The sequence below is a fragment of the Methanoculleus sp. MH98A genome (assembly GCF_000691865.1).
Classification (GTDB): Archaea; Halobacteriota; Methanomicrobia; order Methanomicrobiales; family Methanoculleaceae; genus Methanoculleus.
The window spans coordinates 1-17981 of sequence record NZ_JMIO01000047.1 but is presented as its reverse complement, the minus strand read 5'-3'; the positions used below and the strand labels follow the sequence as shown (position 1 = coordinate 17981).

Annotated in this window: 18 protein-coding genes and 1 pseudogene; 11 read left to right on the top strand and 8 right to left on the bottom strand. The window is 65.0% G+C overall.

Annotated elements, in window-relative coordinates:
- The first annotated feature begins 96 nt into the window (after nt 1-96).
- Both purE and EI28_RS07425 read left to right on the top strand, forming a co-directional pair.
- Nucleotides 97-488: pseudogene (gene purE / locus EI28_RS07430) on the top strand (5-(carboxyamino)imidazole ribonucleotide mutase).
- Nucleotides 489-599: 111 nt separating this feature from the next.
- The gene (locus EI28_RS07425; protein WP_048113949.1) at nt 600-1007 is read left to right on the top strand and encodes an arsenate reductase ArsC; all 408 of its coding nucleotides are present in this window, start codon (nt 600-602) and stop codon (nt 1005-1007) included.
- 64 nt (nt 1008-1071) lie between these two features.
- Here the strand turns inward: EI28_RS07425 and thiC are convergent, their stop codons facing one another.
- Nucleotides 1072-2361 carry a phosphomethylpyrimidine synthase ThiC gene (thiC, locus tag EI28_RS07420; RefSeq protein ID WP_155937303.1) on the bottom strand — a complete coding sequence of 430 codons (1290 nt, stop codon included), beginning with the start codon at nt 2359-2361 and terminating at the stop codon, nt 1072-1074.
- A 25-nt stretch (nt 2362-2386) separates the two neighbouring features.
- Here thiC and EI28_RS07415 point away from each other — a divergent pair, with 25 nt between their 5' ends.
- From EI28_RS07415 to EI28_RS07405, 3 genes are read left to right on the top strand one after another with little or no spacing between them, the layout of a single operon-like run.
- Entirely contained in the window at nt 2387-2989 is a 603-nt protein-coding gene (locus EI28_RS07415) for an MBL fold metallo-hydrolase (protein ID WP_048113947.1), read from the top strand.
- A complete protein-coding gene (locus EI28_RS07410; RefSeq protein WP_048113945.1) occupies nt 2982-3437 on the top strand; it encodes a DUF123 domain-containing protein in 456 nt (151 codons plus the stop codon). Before EI28_RS07415 ends, EI28_RS07410 begins: the two co-directional genes overlap by 8 nt.
- Nucleotides 3434-3985: a flavodoxin family protein gene (locus EI28_RS07405; protein ID WP_048113943.1), complete on the top strand. Its 552-nt coding sequence runs from the start codon at nt 3434-3436 to the stop codon at nt 3983-3985. Before EI28_RS07410 ends, EI28_RS07405 begins: the two co-directional genes overlap by 4 nt.
- A gap of 81 nt (nt 3986-4066) precedes the next feature.
- Here EI28_RS07405 and EI28_RS13480 read toward each other — a convergent pair whose 3' ends face one another.
- Together EI28_RS13480 and cofH (EI28_RS07395) are read right to left on the bottom strand one after the other, a co-directional pair.
- Nucleotides 4067-4228 carry a DUF1328 domain-containing protein gene (locus EI28_RS13480; RefSeq protein ID WP_048113941.1) on the bottom strand — a complete coding sequence of 54 codons (162 nt, stop codon included), beginning with the start codon at nt 4226-4228 and terminating at the stop codon, nt 4067-4069.
- A 123-nt stretch (nt 4229-4351) separates the two neighbouring features.
- Complete coding sequence (cofH, locus tag EI28_RS07395) at nt 4352-5452, bottom strand: 5-amino-6-(D-ribitylamino)uracil--L-tyrosine 4-hydroxyphenyl transferase CofH (RefSeq protein WP_082223117.1); 1101 nt, start codon at nt 5450-5452, stop codon at nt 4352-4354.
- Nucleotides 5453-5561: 109 nt separating this feature from the next.
- Between cofH (EI28_RS07395) and EI28_RS07390 the strand changes: the two genes are divergently transcribed.
- The gene (locus EI28_RS07390; RefSeq protein ID WP_048113937.1) at nt 5562-5876 is read left to right on the top strand and encodes a YunC family protein; all 315 of its coding nucleotides are present in this window, start codon (nt 5562-5564) and stop codon (nt 5874-5876) included.
- 7 nt (nt 5877-5883) lie between these two features.
- Here EI28_RS07390 and cofH (EI28_RS07385) read toward each other — a convergent pair whose 3' ends face one another.
- Together cofH (EI28_RS07385) and EI28_RS07380 are read right to left on the bottom strand one after the other, a co-directional pair.
- Nucleotides 5884-6972, bottom strand: coding sequence for a 5-amino-6-(D-ribitylamino)uracil--L-tyrosine 4-hydroxyphenyl transferase CofH (gene cofH / locus EI28_RS07385; protein ID WP_048113935.1), 1089 nt, complete (start codon nt 6970-6972; stop codon nt 5884-5886).
- 28 nt (nt 6973-7000) lie between these two features.
- Nucleotides 7001-7669 (bottom strand): S26 family signal peptidase, encoded by a 669-nt coding sequence (locus EI28_RS07380; RefSeq protein WP_048113933.1) that lies wholly within the window; start codon nt 7667-7669, stop codon nt 7001-7003.
- Nucleotides 7670-7785: 116 nt separating this feature from the next.
- Between EI28_RS07380 and EI28_RS07375 the strand changes: the two genes are divergently transcribed.
- From EI28_RS07375 to EI28_RS07360, 4 genes are all read left to right on the top strand, one after another.
- Nucleotides 7786-9189 (top strand): DNA-directed DNA polymerase II small subunit, encoded by a 1404-nt coding sequence (locus EI28_RS07375; RefSeq protein WP_048113931.1) that lies wholly within the window; start codon nt 7786-7788, stop codon nt 9187-9189.
- 90 nt (nt 9190-9279) lie between these two features.
- Nucleotides 9280-11304, top strand: coding sequence for a sodium-translocating pyrophosphatase (locus EI28_RS07370; protein WP_048113929.1), 2025 nt, complete (start codon nt 9280-9282; stop codon nt 11302-11304).
- A 364-nt stretch (nt 11305-11668) separates the two neighbouring features.
- On the top strand, nt 11669-13558 hold the full coding sequence (gene acs / locus EI28_RS07365; protein WP_048113927.1) for an acetate--CoA ligase: 1890 nt from the start codon (nt 11669-11671) through the stop codon (nt 13556-13558).
- Between the two features lie 5 nt (nt 13559-13563).
- Nucleotides 13564-14862 (top strand): OFA family MFS transporter, encoded by a 1299-nt coding sequence (locus EI28_RS07360; protein ID WP_048113925.1) that lies wholly within the window; start codon nt 13564-13566, stop codon nt 14860-14862.
- Here the strand turns inward: EI28_RS07360 and EI28_RS07355 are convergent.
- On the bottom strand, nt 14846-15316 hold the full coding sequence (locus EI28_RS07355; RefSeq protein ID WP_048113923.1) for a ribonuclease III domain-containing protein: 471 nt from the start codon (nt 15314-15316) through the stop codon (nt 14846-14848). The genes EI28_RS07360 and EI28_RS07355 overlap by 17 nt on opposite strands.
- Nucleotides 15316-15801 carry a peptidylprolyl isomerase gene (locus tag EI28_RS07350; RefSeq protein WP_048113921.1) on the bottom strand — a complete coding sequence of 162 codons (486 nt, stop codon included), beginning with the start codon at nt 15799-15801 and terminating at the stop codon, nt 15316-15318. Before EI28_RS07350 ends, EI28_RS07355 begins: the two co-directional genes overlap by 1 nt.
- Before the next feature lie 223 nt (nt 15802-16024).
- Here EI28_RS07350 and EI28_RS07345 point away from each other — a divergent pair, with 223 nt between their 5' ends.
- Nucleotides 16025-16714: a nucleoside-triphosphatase gene (locus EI28_RS07345; RefSeq protein ID WP_048113919.1), complete on the top strand. Its 690-nt coding sequence runs from the start codon at nt 16025-16027 to the stop codon at nt 16712-16714.
- A 347-nt stretch (nt 16715-17061) separates the two neighbouring features.
- On the opposite strand, the gene EI28_RS07340 is transcribed toward EI28_RS07345, so the two are convergent.
- The coding region (locus tag EI28_RS07340) for an ABC transporter substrate-binding protein (protein WP_048113917.1) at nt 17062-17981 on the bottom strand (920 nt) is incomplete at its 5' end.

Below are 17981 nucleotides of genomic sequence, written 5' to 3'. Positions count from 1 at the left end.
GTTCCTGCAAGGAACTTGGATGTGGTTTCATATCAACCTCACCACCGTGCAATATCGACAGGGTGAAAAAGAGGCGGGGCGCAATTGAAGCTGGATATGGCAGACGTCACGGTTATCTGCGGTTCCGCCTCGGACGGCCCCGTCGCGGAGAAAGTCTTTGAGACCCTGAAGGAACATGGCGTGTCCTACGACTACAAGGTGATCTCGGCGCACCGCGACCCCGAGCGGCTGGACGAGTACGTGAAGGCGAGCGATGCACGGGTCTTCATCGCGATCGCCGGGCTCTCGGCGGCCTCCCGGGAGTGATTGCCTCAAAGACGAAGCGGCCGGTGATCGGCGTCCCGGTGAGCGGGACGCTGATGGGCCTCGACGCCCTCCTCTCGATCGCCCAGATGCCGAAAGGTGTTCCGGTGGCCTGCGTCGGGGTGGACAACGGCGTGAACGCCGCCCTGCTCGCGGTCCGGATCCTCGGGGCAGGGCGCGCCTGAGACCTCCTCTCTCCTGCCGGGCCGGGGGTGCCCGCCGCACGTTTCGTAGCATCGCGTGAGCCAGCGGCATATGCCGGCAACCTTTTTCCACCCGGCCGTGCAGGGAGGGGTATGAAGCAGAGAGTGCTCTTCATCGGCACGAACAACGCCGCACGGACCCAGATGGCGGAGGGCTACCTCCGTGCCCGCTACGGCGACCGCTATGAAGTCTGCTCCGCCGGGATCACCCCCACCGCTCTCGACCCTCTTGCCGTACGGGTGATGGACGAGATCGGGATAGACATCTCGAAGCAGCGGGCGAAGGACCTCGCCCTCTTCGACGGAAAAGAGATGGACTACGCGGTTGTACTCTGTGCAGGGGGCGTCTGCCCGATGTTTCCCTGGACGAAGGAGACGATCCACGTCGACTTCCCGGACCCGGGCCGGGCCACCGGAACCCCCGACAGGGTGCTCGCGGCCTACCGCCGGAGCCGGGATGCGATCATCGCCTGGATTGGCGGGCGGTCCGGGGTGAAGTGAGGAGACGTTTTCACGATCCGGGACACCCCGGCTCCGGTGCGGCTCCGCAGCCAGTCGCTCCTTCTCACGGCTCCATCCGCTCTTCCGGCACCGGGAGGAGATCCCGCACCATCTTCACGGCGCAGAGATCCCCGCACATCGAGCAGGTCTCGAGGTCACCGTCGCGCTCGTGAAGCCGCCGGGCCTCCTCAGGAGCAAGCGCCGCCTCGAACTGCTTCTCCCAGTCGAGCGCCCGGCGCGCCTCCGCCATCCGGATCTCGCGGTTCTTCGTGTGCGCGGCGGCACGGGAGAGGCTCCCGACGTGCGCCGCGATCTTCGCCGCCCGCGTCCCCTCCACGATGTCGCGGACGTCCGGCAGCGCCAGGTGCTCGCTCGGCGAGACCATGCAGAGGAAGTCGGCGCCGTTCATGCAGGCGATCGCGCCGCCGATCGCCCCCACGACGTGGTCGTAGCCCGGCGCCACGTCGGTGACGAGCGGGCCGAGCAGGTAGAGCGGAGCGCCGTCGGTCAGCTCCTTGATCATCCGGACGTTGTAGCCGATCTGGTCGGCCGGGATATGCCCCGGCCCCTCGATCATCCGCTGCACCCCGGCGGCGAGCGCTCGTTTCGCGAGATGCCCGAGCGCCAGGTACTCGGTCGACTTCGCAAGACGGCCGGCGTCCACGAGCGCGCCCGGCCGCATCCCGTCGCCGAGGCTCACGACGACGTTGTGCTCGCTGAGGATCTCGAGCAGGTAGTCGTACTCCGCGTAAAGGGGATTCTCCTCGCCCGTCGCGGCCATCATCGCCACGTGGAACGCCCCGCCCCGGGAAACAACGCCCATCGTCCGGGGGTCGGCCTTGAGCGACGCGAGCGCGTCGCGGTTCACGCCGCAGTGCAGCGTCAGGAAGTCCACGCCCTGCCGGCAGTGCTCCCGGATCACCTTGAACAACAGATCGGCGTCGACATCCGCGGCACTCCCCGCCCGCCGGACCGCCTCGTAGACCGGGACGGTACCGACCGGCGCATCGAGCTCCAGGATCCTCTGCCGGATGCGGACGAGATCGCCGCCGGTCGAGAGGTCCATCAGCGCGTCCGCCCCCTCCCGAAGGGCCGCCTTCGCCTTCTCGGCCTCGAGATCCTCGTCGCACCGTGTTCCCGACGTCCCGACGTTCACGTTGACCCGCACCCTGCAGCCCTCCCCGATGGCGCAGAGCCGGTGCGGTCTCGCGGGGTTTGCGGGAATGACTATCCGGCCGCGGGCGACGGCCCGCGCGGCGGCGTGGGGGGGGAGATCCTCTTCCCGGGCGATCGTCTCCACCTCAGGGGGAACCCCGCGCAGGCACGCGGAGATCAGGGTATGCATAAGAACCATTTGCCCGGAAGCCATATTAGTCTGCATGCCAGTCCGGTGGATCGCGAGCAATGCGACCTACGCCAATTCGTTCGTTTACGAAAACGTCCTTATCGACGCGGGCGTTCTCCCGATGGCAGTGGAGCCGTACGCCGCCGCGATCGATACGATCGTTCTCACCCACGCTCACTACGACCACATCGCCCATCTTGCGGAGATCGCGCGACTCTGCGGTGGTGCCGCCGTCTGCATCCACGAGGCGGACGCGCCCGGCCTCCTCGACGATTCCCGGAGCCTCTCGATGGTCTTCGGGGCCCACGCGCCCGGGATCGTTCCCGACACCGTTCTTGCCGACGGCGACCGGATAGGGAACCTTCGCGTGATCCACACCCCCGGGCACACCCCGGGCGGGATCTGCCTCTACAATGAGGCGGAAAAATTGCTCTTCTCCGGAGACACCGTCTTTACCGGCGGGTCCTTCGGGCGCTACGACTTCCCGGGCGGCGACCGGACGGCGCTCGCGGCATCCATCGAGCGCCTCAGCGCCCTCGATGTCGAGGGGCTCTACCCCGGCCACGGCGAGCCCGTCGCCCGGGGCGGCGGGAGGCATATCGCGGCCGCCCGGGAGGCGCTCCGGTTCTATGGATAAAGGGGTCTACGCCCTCGTCCTCGAAAACTCCCATTGCGTCGTCCGGGTCGGCGCTCTCGGGGAGAGGGAGTTTGCCGCCGGCAGCCACGTCTACGTGGGCTCCGCCCGGGGGAGCGGCGGGCTCGCCCGGGTTCGGCGGCACCTGCAGCTCGCCCGCCGCCGCGACCGTCCTCCCCGGTGGCACATCGACTACCTCCTCCTCGACCCGCATTTTCTTCCCGCCGCCGTCGTCACCGCCGCGACAGACCGGGACTGCGAGTGCGATCTTGCCCGTGCCGTCTCCGGGGAGTACGTTCCCGGGTTCGGATGCAGCGACTGCGCCTGCCCTTCCCATCTCTTTTACCGTTCCGGCGACCCGGTCCCTGAGGTCGCCGCAGCGTTCAGGAGTCTCAAGCTGGATGCCCGGATCACAAGAATCAAGAACGAGGGGAACCAGCATAGGGTATGAACGTTCTCGGTATCTCCGGAAGCATGCGCAAAAACGGCAATACCGCGACGCTCGTCACCACCATCCTCGACGGGGTGCGGGAGGCGGGCATCGAGACCGAGTATCTGACGCTCGCCGATATGGATATCCGGCCCTGCACCGGGTGCGAAGCCTGCAAGGACGCGAAGTGGTGCGTGATAGAGGATGACGACTGGGGCCTTGTTGCAGAGAAGATAATCGACTGCGAGGTGCTGGTTCTCGGCGCCCCGACCTACTACTACGACATCAACGGCCAGACGAAGAACCTGATCGACCGGACCTACTCTCTCTACCACGACAGGAGGCTTTCGGGGAGGAGAGCCGTCGCCGTCGCCGTCTGCGCCGACCGGGGGTGCGAGCGCTCCCTCGAGACCATTGAGGGGTTCTTGAACACCCACGAGTTCTCGTATCTCGGCTACGTCTGCGGGAAGGGCTACGCGCCGGGGGATATCCGCAAAGACGCGCAGGCGATGAAGAAGGCCAGGGCGGTCGCGGATACGATCGTCAGGTACCTCCGGCCCGAAGATTGAAAACCGGATCCCGCGATACGGGGCAGATCCGCCGGAAAAAAGGGTGCCGCAGCCGAACGCCCCACATCCCCCATCAGATCATCAGAGCAATAGCGATATTATCGCAAGGACGATGAAGATGATGACCAGCCACTTTGCAACCGACATCGACATCCCTGCAATGCCCCGGGCCCCGAGTATGGCGAAGATAAGTGCCAGTACGAAGAAGAGGATTGCAAGGCCAACAAGACCACCGTCTAACATACCGTTTTCCCCCCTATCGCCGGCATCCGGCCGACGTTGAGGAGGGACGATCTATCCACTGATATTTATATTTTTCCGGGAATGGAAGGAGCGGAGCGAAAACCGTCCGGCTCTTCCCGGTGATCAGCCAAGAAGGGCATAGGTCGTCATCCGCTGCCGGAGCACCCGGCCGAGATCCCCGGCCATCCGCCGCATCTCGGCCGGATCCAGGTACTCGGTGTCCCGGGCGCCCGCTTCCCGGGATATGCTCTCCTCAAAGAGCGTCCCGCCGAGGTCGTTTGCACCCGAAAGGAGCGCCATCCCCGCCATCTTCGTCCCGACCTTCACCCAGGAAGCCTGAATGTGATCGAAGTTGTCCAAAAAGAGCCGTGAGACCGCAAACATCAGGAGATCCTCTCTGCCGGTCGCCCCGGCCCGGGCGAGCCCCGCCCGGTAGAGAGGAGTATTCGGGTGGATGAACGAGAGGGGTACGAACTCCGTGAACCCGCGGGTCTCGTCCTGGATCTCGCGGAGGACGCTAAGATGCCGGGCGCGGTCCGCCTCGCTCTCGCAGTGGCCGTACATGATCGTCGCCGTCGACCGGATCCCAAGACCGTGCGCCTCTTTGATGATCCGGACCCAGGTCGCCGTATCGACCTTGTCCGGGCAGATTACCCGCCGGACATCGTCGACCAGGATCTCGGCCGCGGTACCGCAGAGCGTCCCGAGTCCCGCATCCCTCATCATCTCCAGCACTTCCCGGGTGGAGATGCCGCTCTTTTGCGCGGCATACGCCACCTCCATCGGGTTGCTCGCGTGGATATGTACCCCGGGAACCTCGTCCCTTATCCAGGAGTAGATATCGGCGTAGGATTGAGCGTCGAACTCCGGGTGGAGCCCGCTCACCGTGCAGATTTCGGTCACATTGCGCTCGCGCGCCGCCCGCGCCTTCTCCCGCACCGCTGCCTCGCCGTAAAAGAAGGTATCGGCGTCGCCCGGTTTGCGGGAGAAGCCGCAGAACCCGCAGGCGTTCACGCAGATGTTGGTGACGTTGATGTTCTGGTTGCGGACGTAGGTGACGACGTTGCCGACCTTGCGCTCGCGGAGTTCGTCCGCGGCGGCGGCGATAGCGAGGACGCCCCGGTCGCGCGTCGAGAGGAGGCGGACGGCCTCCTCCTCCGTGAGCCGGTGGCCGGCAAGCACGTCGTCAAGCATCTCTCGCAGTGGCGGCGTCATACACTTCATCCGTCTCCCCGTGTGGGATACGTTGATCTGGCCCGGTCAGGACAAGAACCTTCGGGCGCGCCCGGCGGTGGTGCATACACTTATCAGTTCCGGGGGTATCCCGGCGCCCATGGCACAACAGATCCTGTGCCACCAGCGCACAAGGCTCAGCTACAAGGACGCATACGGCTACGTCATCCCGGTCGGGAGCACCAGCCTGATGACCTGGGTGACCGACGAGGGGATGATCGGGACGGACGGTTTCGATATCGAGGCGCTCGCGAACGCCGGGGTTCCCGCGGCGATTGTCGGCGCATCGGAGGATTCGACCCTTGATAACCTCGACAGCCTGATGGACGCCGAGGTGAAGGCGGTGAACCTCCCCGCCGTGCAGCGCCGCGTCGAGATCGGGATGCCGGGGAGGGAGGCCCTGAACCGGATGTGAATTCCCGTTAGACCGTCCCGTAGGTCGTCGTCCGCTGCCGGAGCGTCCGGCCGAGATCTTCGGCGATCCGCCGCATCTCCGCCGGATCGAGGTAGTCGGCGCCCTCGCCGCCGGCATCCGTGCTGACGTCGTCGCAGAACATCGTCCCGCCGAGGTCGTCGCCGCCCGCAAGAAGCCCGAGCTCCGCCATCTTCGTCCCGACCTTGCCCCAGGAGATCTGGATGTGGTCGAAGTTGTCGAGGAAGAGCCGCGCGACCGCAAAGAGGAGGAGGTCTTCGCGGCCGGTGGCGCCCGCGGGGGCGAGGCCTTTTCGGTAGAGGGCCGTGTTCTCGTGGAGGAAGGAGAGCGGGACCAGTTCGGTGAACCCACCGGTCTCATCCTGGATCTCGCGCAGAATTGCAAGGTGCCGGGCGCGATCACCCGCGCTCTCAGAGGAGCCGTACATGATCGTCGCCGTCGAGCGGAGCCCGAGACGATGCGCCTCCGTGATGATCCGGACCCATGTCGCCGTGTCGCACTTGTTCGGGCAGATCACCCGCCGGACGTCGTCGACCAGGATCTCGGCCGCGGTCCCCTGCAGGGTTCCGAGACCCGCATCGATCAGGCGCTCGATCGCCTCTTTCGTCGAGACGCCGCTCTGTTTCGCCGCCCAGGCGATCTCGTCGGGGCTTGCCGTATGGATGTCCGTGCCGGGAGCCTCCTCGTGCACGCAGGAGATGAGGTCGACGTAGGAGTCGAGGTTGTAGTCGGGGTGGACGCCGGAGAGGAGGCATATCTCGGTGACGTTCCGCGCCGCGGCCGTCCTGGCCTTCTCCCGGATCGCATCGGTATCGTCGTAGAACGCCTCCGGATCGTCCGCCCGCCGCCCGAAGCCGCAGAACCCGCAGAGGTTCTTGCAGATGTTGGTGACGTGGATATTCTGGTTGCGGACGTAGGTGACGACGTTGCCGACCTTGCGCTCGCGGAGTTCGTCTGCAGCGGCGGCGATAGCGAAGATGCCCCGGTCGCGCGTCGAGAGGAGACGGACGGCCTCCTCTTCCGTGAGCCGGTGGCCGGCGAGTGTGTCATCGAGCAGGGTATGCAGCGAGTACGGCATCGTAAACAGCTCTCTTGTAGTCCCGGATTTATTCTTCTTTCTCTTTTTTGCGCGCAAGGACAAAGTCGTGGACGAGGATGACCAGGATGACGACGACTGCGAACTCGGCGAGGTGCAGGGGCAGGTAGCCGACGAGCGGCACCGCGAAGAAGGCTTTGCCGACGATCCACTCCTTCTTCACCGGCTCGACAACCCCGACGCCGGAGATCCGGAGGTTCGGCTGGTCGGTGTAGGGGTTGTTGTCGCCTCTGGTGATGTAGCCGCCGTGCGGGTCGTCGTAGTAGGCCCCGAGCCCCGACTCAACTACGGCGGCGGTATCGACGTAGGTCATCGCCCGATGGATGATCGGGTGGACGGAGTCGGCGCCGTTCGGGCGGTAGACGATCACGTTGCCGTAGTCACCGAACGACGATTGACCCGTCCGCTGCCCCTCGGCCCAGGTCGCGAGCCCACCGAACCGGTCCTCGTCGACGACGAGCACCAGGTCGCCGACGTTCATGTTCGGGACCATGCTCTCCGACTCGATCGTGACCACCGCCGGCCAGGTGCCGGCGAAGAGGTAGAGAACAAGGGCGATACCCCCCACGACCGCGACGACCCAGAGGAGGTCGCGGGCGAGCGAGACGAGCGGGCGGTCGCTCTCCCGGAACGCTCGCATGGCCGATGCTGCACGCTGCAGCCAGGTGGTATCCGACATCTGTTCTAAAGAGATTGCTATCCTTCATATACATAGGTTCTCCGCGACACCCGGACGTGATGTGAAACACGAAAAAGATAAACCCATATTGCCGGGGGGAGAATATCTTGGAGTCCATGCTCGCCAACGCCGAGATCGTACGCCGGTTCCTTGAGCTGAAACGTCAGGTCCATCCCGACGTGGTGAGTTACATCCGCGAGCAGAACGACCCGACGCTCATCGACCGGACCGCGGCGGGGGTCCCCGCCGGCATCCCGGTCATCTTACCCGAACATATCCCGGGCCTCAAGAAAGTCCGGGACGGGACGCGGTTCCTGGTCGACCCGGAACTCGAGGTGATCATGGGGAGCGCCGGGACCACGGGGAGCGTCAGCGGTCACGAGGACGCCGTCCACTACTTCCGGAACCGCTACAACTGCCTCTCTTCGATGATCCGGAGCCGGATGACCACGATGCCGATCGAGGCGCTGGTGAAGTCGCCCCACCGCTACCGCGACGAAGAGTGCAGCATCATCGGGATGGTGGCCGACGTCCGGACGACCGCAAAGGGGCACCGGCTCGTCGAGGTGGAGGATCCCACCGGGGCGATCCGGGTGCTCTTCAACAAAGGGAAGGAAGACTCGTTCGCGGAGGCGGAGCGGATCCTCCCCGACGAGGTGCTCGCGGTCAATGGAAAACTCTCAAGCGACGGCGGCCTCTTCTTCGCCGAACACCTCTTCCGCCCGGACGTCCCCATCAACAACGCCCCGTTCAAGAGCGACCGGGAGGGCAAAGCGGTCCTGATCTCCGACGTGCATGTGGGAAGCGACACCTTCCTCGAAGACGGATGGAACCGGTTCGCCGACTGGCTCCAGGACTCGGATGCCAGCTACCTCCTGATCGCGGGCGACCTCGTCGACGGGATCGGGATCTACCCCGGCCAGGAGAACGAACTGACGATCAAGAACATCTACGAGCAGTACGACGTCTTTGCGGAGATGCTCCGCGATCTGCCCTCCCGGATCCGGATCGTCGCCGCACCGGGGAACCACGACGTCGTCAGGATGGCCGAGCCGCAGCCGGCGATCCCGCCGGAGTTCACCGCGAAGTTCCCGGAAAACTGCACCCTCGTCGAGAACCCCTGCCTCTTAAACCTCCAGGGCGTCCGGGTCCTGATGTACCACGGCCGGTCGATCGACGACATGATCGGGCTCATCCCGGGCGCGAGTTACGAGCGGCCCGGCGAGATCATGGATGAGATGCTCAAACGCCGGCTGCTCGCCGCCCCCTACGGGATGCGCACACCTATCGCCGCGATGAAGACCGACCGGCTCGTCATCGACCCGCTCCCCGAGATCCTCCTCACGGGGCACGTCCACATCTGCGGCATCACCCGCTACCGGGGCGTGCTCGGGGTGAATGCCGGAACCTGGCAGGCTCAGACAGCGTTTCAGAAACAGATGAACATCCACCCCACACCTGCACGTGCGTTCGTCGTCGATCTCCAGACGCTCCAGCCCGAAGTGATCGATTTCAGCTGAATAACCGCCGGATACCCCGGATCTTTTCCACATATTTAAAAATGTTGAATTCCTCTGTATATGGTACTACAACCGGAGGAATGCAGAGAGATGGATCTGGTATATCTGGCACCCATCGGTGCCGTTCTTGCTCTCCTGTTCGCAGGGTACTCGTACATGAGTATCAGGCGGGAGGGCATGGGTACCGACCTGATGCAGAAGATTGCTGCCGCCATTCATGAAGGGGCAATGGTCTACCTGAACAGACAGTACCGCGCTATAGCTATATTTGTTATTGTCCTTGCCGTCGTCCTCGGCGTCTGGATTAACCCCCTCACCGCAGCCTGCTTCGTGCTCGGTGCGGCGCTCTCGGCGACTGCCGGCTACATCGGCATGTTCACCGCCACGGCCGCAAACGTCCGGACGACGAACGCCGCACGGCGCGGGATCGCCGATGCGTTCCGTGTCTCGTTTGCGAGCGGTTCGGTCATGGGCATGGCCGTGGTCGGGCTCGGGCTTCTCGGGCTCTCGATCGCGTATGTGACCATCAGCACCGTAACGGGGCTTCCCCAGGCTGAAGTCCTCACCATCGTGACCGGCTTCGGCCTCGGTGCAAGTTCGATCGCCCTCTTCGCCCGTGTCGGCGGCGGTATCTTCACCAAGGCCGCTGACGTCGGTGCCGACCTCGTCGGCAAGGTCGAGGCGGGCATCCCCGAGGACGACCCCCGCAACCCTGCCGTCATCGCCGACAACGTCGGTGACAACGTCGGCGACGTCGCCGGCATGGGTGCCGACCTCTACGAATCCTACGTCGGCTCGATCATCGCGGCGATGGTTCTCGGTGTCGCCGTCGCAGCCACGCAGTTCCCGAACGCCGAGATCATGAACGTGATCCTCCTCCCGCTGCTGATCGCCGCGGTCGGCATCGTCGCGTCCATCATCGGCTCGCTCTTTGTGCGGACGAACAAGACCGAGAGCAGCGCCATTCACATGGCCTTCAATAAGGGTTTGCTCGCCGCGATGGTCGTGACGGTCGCCGCCACCTACTTCCTCGTGACCCAGCTCCTCGGGGCGGAGTACATCGGGGTCTTCTACGCCACCGTCGCCGGTCTCGTCGCAGGGTTCGCCATCGGCCTGATCACCGAGTTCTACACCTCCTTTGACCGGAGCCCGACCCTCGCCATCGTCAAGTCGACCGAGACCGGGGCCGCGACCACCATCATCACAGGGTTTGCAAAGGGGATGGAGAGCACCATCTGGCCGGTCCTGATCATCTCCGTCGCGATCTTCATCGCCTACCAGGTCGCAGATCTCTTCGGTATTGCCATCGCCGCCGTCGGCATGCTCGCGACACTCGGAATCTCCCTCTCCGTCGATGCCTACGGCCCGGTCGCCGACAACGCCGGCGGTATCGCCGAGATGTCCCACCAGAAGCCCGAAGTCCGCGAGATCACCGACACGCTCGACGCCGTCGGGAACACCACCGCCGCCATCGGCAAGGGGTTCGCCATCGGCTCTGCGGCGCTGACGGCGCTCGCCCTCTTCGCCGCCTACACTCAGGCGGTCGGCCTCTCGGTCATCGACGTCTCTGTCCCGAACGTCTTCATCGGTGTCCTGATCGGTGCGATGCTTCCCTTCCTCTTCTGCTCCATCACGATGATGGCGGTGGGTAAGGCGGCATACAGCATCGTCCACGAGGTCCGCCGCCAGTTCAAGGAGATCACCGGCCTCATGGAGGGGACGGCCGAGCCCGACTACGCCTCCTGCATCGCCATCTCCACGAACTCGGCGCTGCGTGAGATGATCCTGCCCGGCGTCCTCGCCGTCGCCGCGCCGCTCGCAGTCGGGTTCGTCCTCGGCACCGAGGCGCTCGGCGGCCTGCTCGTCGGCTCGCTTGCAGCCGGGTTCCTCCTCGCCGTCACGATGGCGAACTCCGGCGGAGCCTGGGACAACGCGAAGAAGTACATCGAGCAGGGCCACCTCGGCGGCAAGGGCTCCCCGGCCCACAAGGCAGCGGTTGTCGGCGACACCGTGGGTGATCCCTTCAAGGACACCTCGGGCCCCGCCATCAACATTCTCCTGAAACTGATGTCCATGGTCGCGCTGGTCTTCGCACCGCTGATCCTGGTCGTCTAATCTCACCCTTTTTTACCTGACGCCTCCCGGGGAGGGCGTCCTGTCCAGGTACTCCTCGTCCGGTCTTCATCGGCATCCTTGTTCTCGCCGTAAAGCATCCCGTGAACGAAAAAAAGACTTTCAGCGGCATTTGCACCACCAGGCACCCGAGTGAAGAGTGCACCACTTGTTCCGGCGACCGCAAAGTTTATCACAAATTATACATTATTAATCGTGTAAAATTTGGGGCGGCCGTACAGAGAAGAGGTCTGCGACGGTCACGCCCCCGCGGGGACCGGCACCGCCTGCCGGCGACCGGTATGCATGGTAGCACGATAACGGGCCGGAGAGGTCCGGAAGATGAATGAAAACGGAAATGAGAAGCATGGCTGAGTCGTTCGCCGTGAAACTGGAAGAGAAGTGCTACTACCCCGACCCCCGGTGCAAGGCGACCGCCTGGACGCCGGACTACACGCAGGCCTACAGCGAGTTCCTGCGCGACCCGGAAGGGTTCTGGGACCGGGTCGCCCGCGAGCTCGACTGGTTCGAGCCCTGGGACCGGGTCAGGGAGTGGAACTACCCCTACGCGAAGTGGTTCGTCAACGGGAAACTGAACATCACCACGAGCTGCCTGGACCGCCACGTCGCCGGGGGCCGGAAGGATAAGCCGGCGATCGTCTGGCACGGGGAGAGCGGAGAGAAGCGGATCCTCACCTACGAGGCCCTGCACCGCGAGGTGATGCGGCTTGCAAACGGCCTCCGGTCCCTCGGGGTCGGTAAGGGCGACCGCGTCTGCATCTACATGCCGCTCGTCCCCGAGCAGGTCGTCGCGATGCTCGCCTGCGCCCGGATCGGGGCCGTCCACTCGGTGGTCTTCGGCGGGTTCGGGCCCGATGCGCTCGCGATGCGGATCAACGACGCCGAGGCGAAGGTTCTCGTCACCGCGGACGCCGGCTACCGCCGGGGAAAGACCGTCCCGCTCCGCAGACTCGCGAGCGAGGCGCTCGCCCAAACCCCGGGCGTCGAGAAGGTCGTCGTCCTCCGGCGCGAGACCCCCCCCGTCGAACTCGACCCCGACCGGGAGGTCGATTACGCCGATCTGGTGGCCCGCGCCGCACCCGACTGTCCGGCGGAGGCGATGGATTCGGAAGACCCGCTCTTCATCCTGTATACCAGCGGTTCGACCGGCGCCCCGAAAGGCATCGTGCACACCTGCGGCGGGTATGCGGTCGGAACCTACTACACCACCCGCCACGTCTTCGACGTCAAGGAGAACGACGTCTACTGGTGCACCGCCGACACCGGCTGGATCACCGGCCACAGTTACATCGTCTACGGCCCGCTCGAGGTCGGCACGACCGTCGTCCTCGCCGAAGGGACGCCGGACTACCCCGACCCCGGCGCCTACTGGCGGCTGGTCCAGGATCTGGGGGTGACGATCTTCTACACCGCCCCGACCGCCATCCGGATGTTCATGCGGGTGGGCGAAGAGTGGCCGAACCGTTACAACCTCTCGTCGCTCCGCATCCTCGGCTCGGTCGGCGAACCGCTCAACCCCGAGGCGTTCGAGTGGTACTACCGCGCGATCGGCGGCGGGCGGTGCCCGATCGTGGATACATGGTGGCAGACCGAGACCGGGATGCACATGGTGACCACGATGATCGGCGAGGCGATGAAACCGGGGTTTGCCGGAAAGCCCATCCCGGGCGCCGTCGTGGACGTGGTCGACAGGACGGGGAAACCCGTTCCGCCCGGCACCGGCGGGTTCCTGGTCATCAGGGAACCCTGGCCGGCGATGCTCCGGACGGTTCACGGCAACGACGAGCGCTACTGCACCTACTGGAACACCATCCCGGGGTGCTACACCGCGGGCGACCTCGCGGTGAAGGACGAGGACGGCTACATCATGGTCCTCGGCCGGGCCGACGACCTGATCGTCGTCGCCGGGCACAACATCGGGACGGCCGAGGTCGAGAGCGCCCTCGTCTCCCACGACGCGGTGGCGGAGGCGGCGGTCATCGGGAAACCCGATTCCCTGAAAGGGAACGTCATCAAGGCGTTCGTCACCCTCCGCGTGGGGGTGAACTCCGGCGACGGCCTCACCGACGACCTCGCCCGGCACGTCAGAAAGAGCCTCGGGCCGGTCGCGGTCCCCGCCGAGTTCGAGTTCATGGACCGGCTCCCCAAGACCCGGAGCGGCAAGATCATGCGCCGGGTCTTGAAAGCCCGCGAGCTCGGCATGGACCCGGGCGACATCTCAACGCTCGAGGAGTAGATCCCATGCCGGACACACCAACGATCTTCGGCCTGCCCGCGGAGAAGGGGCGATGGGGGCTCGTCGCCCTCGGCCTCGTCGTCAACCTCTGCCTCGGGAGCATCTACTCCTGGAGCGTCTTCGTCGCGCCGCTTGCGGCGCACTTCACCGCGGCGCTCGGCCGGGAGGTGACGGCGGCGGAGGTCCTCCTCCCGTTCTCGGTCTTCCTCGCCTTCTTCGCGATAGCGATGCCGCTCGCCGGGAAGTACATCGAGCGCTACGGCCCGCGGAGGGTGACGGTCGTCGGCGGGCTCCTCACCGGCCTCGGGTGGCTCCTCGCCTCGACGGCGACGTCGGTCGAGGCCCTCTACGTCGTCTACGGCGTGATCGGCGGTCTCGGGGTCGGGATCGCCTACGGGGCGCCGGTCGCCGTGGCCGCCCGGTGGTTCCCGGACCGGCGGGGGCTTGCCGTCGGGCTCGCCCTGCTCGGGTTCGGGTTCTCGGCCTTCGTCACCGCGAACGCCGCGGGAGCCCTGATCGCCGCCTACGGGGTGATGGCGACGTTTCAGGTCTTCGGGGCCGCGCTGATCGCCGTGCTGGTCCTCTCAGCCCTGCCGCTCCGGTTCCCGCCGGAGGGCTGGCGGCCGGCGGGATGGGCGCCTCCCGCGCCCGGGGTCGGAACGGCGCCGGTCTGCGAGTGCGACCGGAGAGGGATGCTCCGGACAGGGACGTTCTACGGCCTCTTCGCCTGCTACTTCGTCGGCTGCCTCGCGGGGCTCATGGCGATCTCGATCGCGAAACCGGTCGGAACCGAACTCGCCGGGGTTGATGCGGGGCTGGCGACACTCCTCGTCGGGTTCTTCGCCGTCTTCAACGGGCTGGGCCGGCCCGCGTTCGGCGGGCTTGCCGACCGGATGTCGGCGCAGAAGACGGCGATGCTGACGTTTGCGCTGATCGCGGCGGCATCCGTCCTGATGTGGCTCGCACCGGGGGTTCCCGCCTATATCGTCGCGTTCGCCGTCCTCTGGGGATGCCTCGGGGGCTGGCTCGCCATCGCGCCGACGGCGACGGCGTCCTACTTCGGGACGTGCGACTACCCGCGCTGCTACGGGGTCGTCTTCCTCGCCTACGGCGCAGGCGCCATCGCCGGGCCGCAACTCGCGGGATTCATCCGGACGGCGACCGGGACCTACCTCGGGGTCTTCCCGTGGGTCGCGGCCCTCGCCGCCGTGGGGTTCGCCGTCGCCTGGCTCCTGATGCGGCCGCCGGCCGGCGTTCCGGCACCGGGGGAGGAGAGAGAAGAAGGGGTTACGCCTTCTCCGTAAGCCCGAGCCGCCGGAGCACGCCCGCGGCCGCGTCCATCCCGCCGTCCAGGTAGACGGCGCCGACGAGCGCTTCCAGGCACTCGGCGAGGACCCGGCCGGAGATCCAGACCTTCTGGGCGGCCTCGCCCTTCCCCCACCGGACATAGTCGGCGAGAACGAGGTCTTCTGCAAGAGCGCGGAGCCGGGTCATGTTCACAAGGTTCATTTTGCGGTTGCTGATCGCGCCCTTGTCGTGCGCCCCGCCCGCGACCACCGCCTCCACGACGGCAACGTTGATGACCGCATCGCCGAGGGTGGCGAGGGCGTCCATGTGGGCGTCCGCAGGAAGGCCCCCCTCCAGGGCGTAGGCGAGGCGGGTGAGCGCCCGCTCGAGAAGTGTGCGGTCATTGAAGGTATAGCCGATCCGCTCCTCGATCTCCGCCGGATCGCGGCGGCCGGCGCCGCTCTGGTTCATCACTTCAGGACTTCCGCCTTCTCGATCCGGACAGGGACCTTCGGCTTATCGGCGGAGTTCGTCTTCACCTTCCCGATCTTATCGACGACGTCCATCCCTTCCACCACCTCCCCGAATACCGGATGAGCGCTCGGCGTCTGCGGGTTGTCCCAGTCGAGGTAGGTGTTGTCCACCAGGTTGATGAAGAACTGGCTGCCGCCGGTGTTCGGGCGTCCGGTGTTCGCCATAGCGATCGTTCCCCGCTTGTTCGAGTGGCCCTTCACGAACTCGTCGGTGATGGTGTAGCCCGGTCCGCCCGTCCCGGTGCCGGTGGGATCGCCGCCCTGGATCATGAAGTTGGCGATCACCCGGTGCAGGATCGTGCCGTCGTAGAACCCGGACTTTGCAAGTTTCTCAAAGTTCCCCGCGGTCACCGGCATGTCGTCGTAGAGGCGGATCGTGATGTCCCCCATGGTCGTGTGGAGCACGACTTTTGTCTCTGCCATAATCATTAACTCCGTTATGGTATTGTCCCGCATTTCTACTTATACTGATGGAGGGCGGCATGCCGGGAGGCCCTGCAGCCGCGGCCCCGGCCCACCCTGTCAACCAAATTCCATAAACAAAACCAGCAAGTAAAAATGATTTATATGATTAGCCCGGAAATATATGCATGTACTCCGGAGCGAACACTCCCTATCCGATCTTCGGCAGCGGAGGGCTCCCCGAATGAACCACCGGGCGCCGGTCTTCATCATCACCGGCGGGCAGGGCCAGTGCAAGACGACGTTCCTGCACCTGGTTCTCGGGCTCATCGTCGGGCTGAACGTCCGGGTCCGTGGGGTCATCGCCCCCGGACACCTGCGGGACGGGCGGAGGTCCGGGTTCACCCTGGTCGACCTCGCCACCGGGGAGCACGAGGAACTCTGTTCGATCGACCCCGATCCCCGGTGCGAGGCTCACGGCCGGTTCTACTTCCGCCCCGTTGGGCTCGCGTTCGGCCGCCGGGCGCTCGCGCCGCCGGACCCGCGGGAGACCGACCTTGTGGTCATCGACGAAGTCGGGAGGTTCGAGCTCCAGGGTGCGGTCTGGGCGGAGCAGCTCGACCGGTTGACCGCGCACCCGCACCCGCCGATGGTCTGGACGGTCCGGCGCAGGCTCCTCGATACGGTCGTCGAACGGTGGAATATCACGAACCCTGTCGTGGTGGACGTCGGGACCGCGAGCGCCATGGCGACGGCGGACGCCGTGATGGATGCCGTCTGGGAGTGGCGCGAAGCACAGACATTCTCCCCGATCACGGCGGCGCCGGTTCCGGGGGATCGCGTCGCCCCTCCAGCGCTCTTTGCCGATACAGCCGCCGGAGCGCCAAGGAGCACCCCGGTCATCCTCCGGCGCTGCTACGGCCCGGAGGGGTGAGGGGGCCCTCCTCTGATCCAGAAGAGAGCAGAACGACCACGACTTCCGGCCCTCGATTGCAGCTGAAAAACGGGATCTGCCTGCCGTGTCGCATATTCAGGTTGCCCAACCGCAAACGTGATGACGACGGTCGTCCATTCCGGGCCTTCATGCCCAAGAAAGAACGTTGGGAACGGCCTTACCCCGAGCGAAGCCACCGCAGGAAGACCCGCGAGGAAATCCTTGGAGATTGTGCAACACGGTATTATGAGTGATATCGTTATGAGCGCTTTTCAGACCGTAGTTTTTCTTTCACCCGCAACAACTCCCTCTATGCGAATTTAGAGGCACGGAACATTCGGCGGTGCTTATGCCGTTCCGCTGAGTATCTCTGCCGCCTGATCTCGCGTTATGTCGCAGTTGTAGAACTCTTTGTAGAAGGCTATGACCTCAGCCTCCATATCGAGGTCCTTGAACTGCTCCGGGTAGATCGTCTTCGCCGTCCAGAGCACCATCAGCGGCGTCTCGCTCGTACGCTGGCACCAGTAGTGTGCTCCCATGGGCGCCGCATACACGTTCCCGTTCTTTATCGCGCTTACCCCGCTGAGCCTTGTATCATTTCGAACAGGGGCAGTCTGTTCGGGATTGAAGAGGATGATCACGTCGGGGTCCCATGCGAGTAACTGCTCCAGATCGAACGTCATGCTCTCCGCAACGCGTTTGTTCTTGGCGACAGCTATGCCTCCGGCTTTCTCGATCCACCAATCACTTATCTTGAGGCCTGCCGACATGCTGTTGTAGTTGCAGAACAGCACCTTCGGCCGCTGGTCGTCCGGCAGGGATGCGACGACCTTACCCGGGCGGGCGGTGGCCTCGTCGAAGTACCTGACGTATCTCTCAGCCCTCTCCTGCTCGTCGAAGATCCCTCCGAGCACTCTCATCAGGCCCTTCACGTCCTCGGCATCCGTCCAGGAGAGGTAAATGACAGGGATATCGTTCTTCTCGAGTGTTTCTACTTGCCCCCTCTCCATGGTAAACACAACGTCGGGGTTGATCTTCATGAGCTCCTCGATATTGATCTCCCCGCCTGCTGGTTGGATCGTTGGCTTATTCTTTAGACCGGGCTCGATCGCATACTGGTACTTCCACTTGCCTTGTTTGATAAATGAGTCGGGCAGGTTATTAGCGATCTTATCCCCCTTCCCCATAATGAACATGAAACTGTTCTGCACCGGCACGGAACCGATCGTCACGATACTATCGATATTCTTCGGGACGACGACCTCCC